We start from the raw sequence: 6,727 nt of genomic DNA, 5'->3' as shown, positions 1-6,727 counted from the left end.
TGTCCGCGCTTAGCCCAGCGATTGAACCGATTGTAGATCGTCGTGTAAGGGCCATAGTCGGACGGGCAATCGCGCCAGCGTGCGTCGCACTGGAGCATGTGAATGATACCGCTGATAACCGTCGATCGTCTTCGCGCGCCGGGCCGGTCTGGTTCGTTGGCAGATGCGGCTCTATCTGAGCCCACTGCTTGTCGTTGAGCCAGAACAGTCCTTTGCGCATCGAAGTCCCCCGTGCCGAATCAACTTGGCACGAGGGAATCAGAACTCGCTAATTAGGTACAGACCCTAGCTTGTGGTTGCGGGCATAAAGCACCGAATTCCGAGGCCATCAAAGCTATTCAGCGGCCACACCATGGTCGCACCGGCGCGGTTTGGCTCGGCAATTACTGCATCGTCAGGAACATCGACCCAACTGCCATTTAGGCGCACCCGATAATGGCCATCTCTGGAATCCCAATCCGAATCGGCGACTATCTGGCCGTCCGCAATCGAACAACATCGTCCCTTGGCGCTGGCGAGTTGATCAAACCAATGTTTGAGGCCCGAGTCGTTGTATCGGTTATCCAAGTCGCGCGCCTTTACACTGCCAATCAAAAGCACCGCTACTATGCCTACGACGAATTCTCGCGCGGTTGTTTTCATTTTCCATGACCCTGCAGCAATGGCATCCATTGCTCCTCAGTGGCGCATTTACCGCTACCAGAGAGGCGAAATAGTGGTCGTAGAGATAGTGCGGCTCGGATCTTGATTGAGAAACAACCTGGCCGCCACCGCGAGCCGTGCCGCTGACGCAGCGCCCCTGAAAGCGAGCGTCGTTTTCCACCCGGAACACTTTCACACGTGCCGCCCAAAGTTTGGCAGCTGAAACGATGGACGAGGACGTTGGGGGTTTAGTGGCGGAGCCATGCAGGCCAGGCATTCGCGCGAGGCCTGCTGGATCAATCAGATTCCGCCGACCTCCTGCCTCGGGACGCGGGTCTGCTCTTGCGGGCGGACGCAACCCACCAGCGAAGGACCCGGAAGGATAGAACACCGGAAGGTCGACGGCTCACATATCGCAAGCCTCTCTGTCGGCGTTAGGGTCGCCTCAGCTCGAGCCGAAAGGAGGGACCCCATGGGCCAGAAGAAATGGCGACTTTCAAGCCCCGCGGCCTTTCCTTTCTCGCGGTTCTACAGCGTATTCGGCGTCCTGAGTTCGCAGGGACCGGAGCTCTTCCTTCAGCTGTTGCTCCGCTTCCCAATAGAATTCTTGATCGCGCCCTTCGGGCATTCCGGCCTGCTGCCATAGCTGATACGCGCGGCGCTCAATGTCCTTTTTAGTCGGAGGACTTGCCATGTGCATTACTCCTGATGAAGCTAACTGTGGCTTGATTCCGTCATGCCGTACCATCAAACGGTTGGAATGGCAGTCGTCCGGACGACGGCTATGGCCGATGCCGCACCCATAAACGCCTGCTGGGCACTTCACCATGACCAAGAGGAACAGCTGTGGATTGAGCCATCGCTCGGCGCTCAGCGTGAGCCGTCTACACTATGACGCGACGGCACCTGTGCCGCCCGAGTTTCCTACCTAAACCGATACGTGCGCAAGCTGGTACCGATCGTCAGTGATGCAGCGCCGCGAAATTGCCGATGCCAGGGTCGATTTCTCTGGCATGCGACCCATAGACTTAGCTGGCTATCAGATTGTTCCAGTCAGATCGCTTGAGGCTCTGGAGGCCGTTTCTCAAACTCAGGATCGTTGATGCGAGTTCGGTTGCCGGGACCGGACGGCTGAACAAGTAACCTTGCGCCTCGTTGCATCCTTCGGCCTTCATCTGGTTCAACTGCTCAATCGTCTCTACGCCTTCCGCCGTCGTCGTCATGCCGAGGCTCTTTCCGAGGCTGGTGATGGCGCGGACGATCAATTTCGATCCCTTTGTCGCCGTCGCGTCGCGGACGAACGATTGATCGATCTTGAGTTTGTCAAAGGGGAAACTGCGCAGATAGCTGAGCGAGGAGTAGCCGGTACCAAAATCATCCAACGCGATGCGCAGCCCCCGCGCCTTCAGCTCGTGCAGCGTCGCAATGGTTTCGCTGCTGTTGCCAAGCAGAACTGATTCCGTGATTTCGAGCTCGAGCCGGTGCGGCGCCAGCGCCGAAACCTCGAGGGCGTTTGCGATGACGGCCGCGAGCCGTGGATCACGAAACTGAGTGGCCGAGACATTGACCGCAATCTTGAGCTCGTTCGGCCAACTCGCCGCCTGCTCGCAGGCGCGATTGAGCACCCATTCCCCAAGCGGTGTGATGAGGCCAATTTCTTCGGCGACAGGAATGAACTGGTCGGGCGGCACCAGCCCTCTTTTGGGATGTCGCCAGCGCAAGAGTGCCTCAAAGCCGCTGATCCGGTCCATCCGCAAGTCATAGATGGGCTGGTAGAACAGATCGAATTCGTCCTTGTCCATGGCCGCACGCAGGTCGGTTTCGAGCGCGCGGCGGTTTTGTAGGCTCGCATCCATGGCCGGCTCGAAAAACCGCCACGTTCCCCTGCCGTCCATTTTGGACCGGTACAACGCCATGTCGGCATTTTTCAGCAGCGCTTCGCGTGTCGTGCCGTCACCCGGTGCCAGGGAAATTCCGACGCTGCAGCCGACGACGACCTGATGTCCGTTCAGCTCGTAGGGCGCCGCGACACGCTCGACGATACGTCGGGCCAGATGCACAGCATCTTCAGCGTTGTGGACTTCAGATTGGATGAGCGCAAACTCATCGCCCCCCAAACGCGCAACCGTATCACCCTCTCGGACGCAGGCACTCAATCGCGCCGCGACAGCGCAAAGCAGCCCATCACCCACCGGATGGCCCAGCGTATCATTAATCTGTTTGAACTTATCCAGATCAATACAGAACACGGCAAAGCCTGCACCTCGAACAGCCGCTGCGACAGCCTGTTCAATCCGTTCAGCGAACAGAGTCCGGTTTGGCAATCCAGTCAGAGCGTCGTGCCGCGCCATGAAGGCGATTTGAGATTGAGCCCGCTGTTGTTCGGTGACATCTTCACAACTGATGAGCCAGCCGCCATCGGATGTGGAGCGATGAGCGATGGAGACAACGCGTCCGTCGCTGAGCTGCTGGAGGTAGTTGCCGCCATTGCGAGCCAAGAGTTCCTCGCCTTCTGCCAGAAGATTGGCCACCGTCTGGCTGCCATGATTTCCGGCGGCAACACTCAGGCGGAGCACGTCCTCGAACGTCATCCCTAGACGCACAAGCTCCGGCGAAATATCAAAGATTTCGCAGAAGCGCCGGTTGACGACCTGCAGCCGTCCTTCTCCGTCATAGAGACAGAGTCCCTGCGACATGTGCGTCAGCGCCGCATCCAGTCTCAAATTGGTCGCATGCAGCTCCGCCTTCTGCTGCTTCAAACCGCTAATGTCGCTGTAAACAAGGATGACGCCGCCCTCCTGGGTCGGGCTGCGGCTGACCCGCAGCCATCTTCCATCCGGGAGTTGGGCCTCGCTCTCCACCCCGTCCGCCTCGTTAGCGTTCTCTGGCAGCATGAATTCCGTTGAGTGCTGGGCGGTGGGCGCCCGTGCCATCCGCAACGGATCGACAAGCTGCGGAGAGCAGCGAATGAATTCGCTCGCTCTGGAATTGGCCAGCGCGACCTGGCCGTTTTGGTCGAGGAGGACGACGCCCTCACGGGAGTGCTCGAGCGCATCGGAAAGCCGCGCCTGCGCCGAACGTCGCTGCGCCACCTCTCGGTCGACCATCGCCTTAATGTTGTCCCGCATTCTGCCCATAGCAGTCAGGAGCGTACCGAGCTCGTCACCGCCGCCCTCCGGAATGCTCGTGTTCAAATCGCCGTCGGCGATGCTCTTGGCCGCTTTGGACGCGATGGCGACAGGACCAATGATCCGCCGCGCCAACAGCCAGGAGAAAAGACCGGACAGAAGAAGGGCAATGGTCAGCCCGGCGGCGTTGAATTGTACATCCCGGTTGATCGCGGCAAGCGCCCGCTGGCGAAACAGAAATCCATCGCCGGCCGTATAGTTCACCAGCAATTCAATCTGCTGATTTACCGTGTTGGAATACGGATCAGCACCGTTGATCTCACGACCGCTCGCTTCGATCTTCCCAGCGTCGTCAGCAAATCTTTGAAATTGACGTCGATGAAGCGCGGTCCATGCATTTGCCGCCTCCTGCACTTTGGCGGCTGCTTGTGCGGCCCGCGAGGACTGTGATCGCTCGGCCGCTATGGTGACGTCTTCAGAAAGTGACTTGGCCAGTTCGTCAATTTCGGCGTCGAGCCTTGCATGGACCGCCGGGTCTTTTGTGAGAAGCCGTTGTGCAGATGCCACGCGCATGGCGGCGAAATCGGCGCCGGCCGCCCGCGCATAGTTGATCGACATCAATGATTCGTCGAAGGTTTTCGCAACCAAGTCGCCAGCGTGCCGGATGCCGAGGCTGGCATATCCTCCCAACGCTGCCGCAATCGCGCTCATCGCAAGGCAGAAGATCAAGATCCCGGTTCTAATCGAACCGCGCGCGACAAGCCGCGACAACCGAGCGATTATCGACCGGAAGGTCTCGACGACCGCTTTCGGCGCAACGCTGCCGACGAAAGGACCCATCACAGTGTCTTTCGCTGTAAACACCTAATAGCAAACATACCGCGCGGAGGCAGCCAGCCGCCCGCCTAAAATTTCCCTAGTAATGACTGCAAGGGATGCGGAAATCGTTAAGATCAACCTGTGATAAGCTTAGGAGTACTCACGTGGCTCGGCAGATCCGAGCCCGGACGGATTCTTGGTAAAGTTGAAGTTTTCAGCGGGGTTGAAATTATGGCGAGGCTTTTCCCATTGCGTACGGGCGAGCTCGGTTTTCAGATCACGGCCGCAATTATGGCGGGACTGTTCGCGGGAGCCGCTTTGGCCGCGGCCCCTTACACGATCTCGCAAAAGGATCGAGAATTCAGGCCGAGAGAGATCATCATCAAGAGAGGCGAGACTTTACGGTTCGTTAACGACGATGGCGAGCTCCTACACCACGCCTATTTGAGCGCAGGTAGCTTTGATTTCGATACCGGAGATCAGCAGCCGGGCAGCCAAGTTGAGGTGGTTTTTTCTGTGCCTGGTGACTACACTGTGCTGTGCGGCATTCATCCCAAGATGAAGCTCGGCGTGCACGTGACCAAGTAACGGGCCTAGAGAATCGTCGTGTTGAAGATCGCGGCGTGGCCAACATAATAGGCGAACAGCGTGACCGTCAGCGCCGCGCATAGTCCTGCCGGGGCGAGCAGTGGGGCGCGATAGTCTGCCTGGGCCTGCCGGGTGTCGGAAATGATCGTAATCAGGACGACGATGATCGCCGAATGCCCGATGACATCGAGCTTGCCGAATTCGAAGCACGCGCTGATAAACATGCCGAGCAACATGGCCGCCGCAACCCGCCGGACCAGCGGCGTCCAGGCCAAGGCAAAAGCGAGGGTAAACTCGACCATGCCCGCGGCGCGCATGTAGAACTCGTTATTGAATCCAAGCGTGATGCCGGGGTGCTCGATCAGGAGCGGAAAACTCCACTCCGGATAGGCCCACTTCTCGATCGACGCCCACATCAACGTGACGGAGGTCGCATACCGCACCACGTCGAGCGCCGAAACGCCGAACAGATCCTTTTGCAGTCCGGTGAGAGCGAGGTAGGCCGCAACCCCCAGAAAGATCGGATAATCGGCCAGATGGAAGGTGCCGTAGTCGCGTACCGCGACCGCGAACAACACTGCGATCCCGGCCGCGGACAGGGGCATGGTGCGACGCGACAGCAGGCCGGCGGCGATGACGAGCTGCAAAGGCCCGACCAGCGGGGACGTCGTTTTCAATTCGGGGGTCAGGATGATACCTCCGACCGCCCAGAGCGAGATGAAGAAAAACCCGCAGACGGCGCGCATCATCAGCTCGGTGTGCAGCTCCAGGCTCTGCGCGAAGCGGTTTAGCGAGCGGGCAATCAGCTCGCCCAGAGAGGTCCGCTCGACCACACAGCCGGAAAACAACCAGAGCAAGGCAACGCCCAGGAGGAGCTCAAAATCCTGGCACAGAACGTTCTCGAGGCCCCGCGGCTGGCCCGCAGCGTCATAGGCGCAGAACCATTTGACATGCGCGGCGGCCTCTTCAGTCCCCAGGATCCAGAAGCAGAATCCGGCGATGGACGAGGCAAACAGGTAGATTCCTCGGGATGCCGATACGGCACCTCGTCCCAGAGACCTGAACATTTCAAAAAACCGCCCGTCTTAAAAGCACAGCCTTAACGATCTATTCACCTTAGCATAGATTTTAAGGTTTGTGGCGCCTGTCGCATCCACCGGTTGTTTACTGGTTAATGGGGCTGCGCAGGATTGGAGGCGCCCCGCACAAATCCTTCACATTTTAAGGATTTCGAGGACGGGCCTTCAATCCGAGGGGCGTACTGAACGGGGAACAAGCGGATGATTGGAGCAGTCCATGTTCGGAGCGCTAAGTGCGGCAGGTGTGACGGTGGGCGCGGTGCTGGCCCGTGGCGCAAAGCGGTACGCCGTGCGTACAGAATCCCTGGAGGCTTGGACAGGCGCCCTTCTTATCCTCGGCTTGGGCCTGTTCGGGTCGGCATTGCCGCACCTCTATTGAGGCCCTTCCCGGCCGCCCGATATCAGGGAGTTCGTTGTCCGGGCACCTCAGGGAAAGGCACGGTTGGGGACGAGGCGGTAAGCGTTTGAAGA

General features: G+C 59.0%; 5 protein-coding genes and 1 pseudogene. 1 reads left to right on the top strand and 5 read right to left on the bottom strand.

Features of this window, described 5'->3' with window-relative positions; translation table 11 throughout:
• The 4 genes and pseudogenes from IVB32_RS27170 to IVB32_RS27155 form a co-directional block, all read right to left on the bottom strand.
• Positions 1 to 220 (bottom strand): annotated as a pseudogene (locus IVB32_RS27170) (transposase); the annotation flags it as partial.
• Positions 221 to 285: 65 nt separating this feature from the next.
• Entirely contained in the window at positions 286 to 672 is a 387-nt protein-coding gene (locus IVB32_RS27165) for a hypothetical protein (protein ID WP_247411927.1), read from the bottom strand.
• Positions 673 to 1,138: 466 nt separating this feature from the next.
• Positions 1,139 to 1,270, bottom strand: a complete 132-nt coding sequence (locus IVB32_RS27160) for a hypothetical protein (RefSeq protein ID WP_346348269.1) — start codon at positions 1,268 to 1,270, stop codon at positions 1,139 to 1,141.
• A 400-nt stretch (positions 1,271 to 1,670) separates the two neighbouring features.
• Entirely contained in the window at positions 1,671 to 4,610 is a 2,940-nt protein-coding gene (locus IVB32_RS27155; RefSeq protein ID WP_247369527.1) for an EAL domain-containing protein, read from the bottom strand.
• A 210-nt stretch (positions 4,611 to 4,820) separates the two neighbouring features.
• On the opposite strand from IVB32_RS27155, the gene IVB32_RS27150 reads away from it, so the two are divergent.
• Positions 4,821 to 5,177 (top strand): methylamine utilization protein, encoded by a 357-nt coding sequence (locus tag IVB32_RS27150; RefSeq protein WP_247369529.1) that lies wholly within the window; start codon positions 4,821 to 4,823, stop codon positions 5,175 to 5,177.
• A gap of 5 nt (positions 5,178 to 5,182) precedes the next feature.
• On the opposite strand, the gene IVB32_RS27145 is transcribed toward IVB32_RS27150, so the two are convergent.
• A complete protein-coding gene (locus IVB32_RS27145; RefSeq protein ID WP_247369531.1) occupies positions 5,183 to 6,244 on the bottom strand; it encodes a hypothetical protein in 1,062 nt (353 codons plus the stop codon).
• Positions 6,245 to 6,727 lie beyond the last annotated feature (483 nt).

This window comes from Bradyrhizobium sp. 23, assembly GCF_023073295.1.
GTDB classification, from domain to species: domain Bacteria; phylum Pseudomonadota; class Alphaproteobacteria; order Rhizobiales; family Xanthobacteraceae; genus Bradyrhizobium; species Bradyrhizobium canariense_D.
The sequence above is the reverse complement of the archived record's forward strand: the minus strand, read 5'-3'. Positions and strand labels throughout refer to the sequence as shown.

Coding starts and splice junctions, on each gene's coding strand:
- IVB32_RS27165 (WP_247411927.1), bottom strand. CDS start 672: ATGGATGCCATTGCTGCAGGGTCATGGAAAATGAAAACAACCGCGCGA.
- IVB32_RS27160 (WP_346348269.1), bottom strand. CDS start 1,270: ATGCCCGAAGGGCGCGATCAAGAATTCTATTGGGAAGCGGAGCAACAG.
- IVB32_RS27155 (WP_247369527.1), bottom strand. CDS start 4,610: ATGGGTCCTTTCGTCGGCAGCGTTGCGCCGAAAGCGGTCGTCGAGACC.
- IVB32_RS27150 (WP_247369529.1), top strand. CDS start 4,821: ATGGCGAGGCTTTTCCCATTGCGTACGGGCGAGCTCGGTTTTCAGATC.
- IVB32_RS27145 (WP_247369531.1), bottom strand. CDS start 6,244: ATGTTCAGGTCTCTGGGACGAGGTGCCGTATCGGCATCCCGAGGAATC.